Annotated in this window: 1 protein-coding gene; it reads right to left on the reverse strand. The window is 71.6% G+C overall.

Annotated elements, in window-relative coordinates; translation table 11 throughout:
* Positions 1-138: 138 nt before the first annotated feature.
* The coding region (locus ACFW2E_RS45860; RefSeq protein ID WP_384477851.1) for an FG-GAP-like repeat-containing protein at positions 139-2,020 on the reverse strand (1,882 nt) is incomplete at its 5' end.

The following is a 2,020-nucleotide window of genomic DNA, read 5'->3' on the forward strand; positions in this document are numbered from 1 at the left end:
GCGGACGCCACGCCGCCCACCGCGCCGGCCCCGGGGGAACCGCCGGCGGGGAGGAAATACACCCCGCGCCCCCCCCAATCCTCCAGGCCGCCGCCCCCCCCCTTCTCGCTTGCGCGAGCCGGGTCTATGACGCCGGGTCTATGACAGGGCCTTGTACCCGCCCCATCCGGTCGCGATCTGCGTGCGCGCCCCGAACGATCCCTTGCCGTCACCGTAGTTGCGGTACAGGTTGCCCGAGGTGTCCCGCGCGACGAGGTCCGCCTTGCCGTCGCGGTTGATGTCGCCGACGCCGACGACGGCGTTGTACGAGGCACCCCAGTTGCCGAACACCTTGGTGCGGGCGGTCAGGGTGCCCTTGCCGGTGCCGTTGTAGCGGTACAGGTTGTTCGACGTGTCCTGGGCGAGCAGGTCGCCGATGCCGTCGCCGTCGAGGTCGCCGGTGCCGACGATCTTCTTGTAGCCCTTCCAGTTGTCGTACAGCTTCACCCGGTCGGACAGCTTGCCCGTGCTGGTGCCCTTGAACAGGTACACCGCGCCGGTCGACGCGTTGCGGGCGATCAGGTCGGCCCGGCCGTCGCCGCTGATGTCGCCGGGCGAGGTCAGCAGGTCGTACTGGGTCCAGCCGCTGGTCGCCAGCGTGGTGTACGACGTCGTCGGCTTGAGCGCGGCGCCGCAGCCCGGCTTGTACAGCCGCAGGGCCCCGCTGCCCAGCCGTACCAGCACGTCGTTGCAGCTGTCCCCGCTCAGGTCGCCGAACGGGACGGCCTTGGCGCTCGTCGCCCAGCCGGTTCCGGTGACCTTGTCCGAGAACTTCCCGGTCCCCGTGCCGATCTGGAAGGTGAGACCGCCCGACGAGTTGAGGGTCAGCAGGTCACCGACTCCGTCCGGGCCGTCCGGGCTGCCGAAGTCGTGCCGTACCGGCGCCCCGTGGTCGAGGAAGCCGCTGCCGGTCCTGACGGTGGTGGCGGTGGAGGTGCCGAGGCCCGTTGCCGTCAGGGTCCATGTGAAGTGGCCGCTGGGGAAGCGGCTTCCGCTCGCGGTCTTGCCGTTCCAGCCCACCGACACCCGTGCGGTGGCCGCACCGCCGGTGAACGTGCGGGTGGCCTTGCCGGTCTCGCCGCTCTCCACCGAGGTGAGGGTCAGCGACCAGGAGGTGACGGGACGGGAAAGCAGCCAGTTGCCGGTCCAGGAGTCGGACGCGGACGGCGTGGCGTAGTCTCCGGCGGTCGACTCGAACGCGGTCGGGGCGGACGGGGTCACGCCGGTGGTGGCGACGTGCGTCTGCTCGAACATGTCGAACCAGGCGACCAGGCCCGTGTACTCGTCCACGGTCCAGCGGAAGCGGCGGTCGGCGGCCAGACCGGTGTCCGGGAGCCTGGCGGCGACCACGCGGGTGGCGCCGCTGGCCGCGTCGGTGAGGATCAGCTCGTCGGCGGCGTGGTCGTGGCGGACGGTGAAGCCGTCGCCGAGCAGCACGTCACCGGGGGTGACGGCGACCGACGTACGGGCCTTGGTGTCGTACACGCCCGCCGAGGCCGCCGCGTCCGTCCCGCAGGCCCAGTACAGCCAGCGGCCGGCGGCCTGCAGCTCGGTCGGGACGCAGGCGGCGCCCGGGATCGTCACCGTGGTGAGGGTCTTGTCCTCGGTGAGGCTGTACGAGGTGACCTGGCCGGCGGTGGCGGTGGCGCTCCAGAGGGTGGAGCCGTTCAGGGCGGCGGCGCGGATCGAGCGCTTCAGCTTCGCGGCATAGCCGAACCTGGCGACGTACTGCGTCGGTGTGGCACCGCCCGAGTTGTAGACGGCGTAGCCGTCGGACACGTCGACGATCGCGCCCTTCTCGGTGCCGAACTCCAGGCCGGGGACCCCCGCGCCGTCGCCGATGCGGGCGAGCCGGTCCGCATGCGTGAGGCCGCTTCCGCCCTCGTCGTCGTCATAGAACGTCTCGAGGTAGACGTCCCTGGGGTCGGTGCCCTTGTTGCCCCACATCGCCGAGCAGGTGGTGCCCGCGTACGGGCACACC

It is taken from the genome of Streptomyces sp. NPDC058964 (genome assembly GCF_042741275.1).
Taxonomy (GTDB): Bacteria; Actinomycetota; Actinomycetes; order Streptomycetales; family Streptomycetaceae; genus Streptomyces.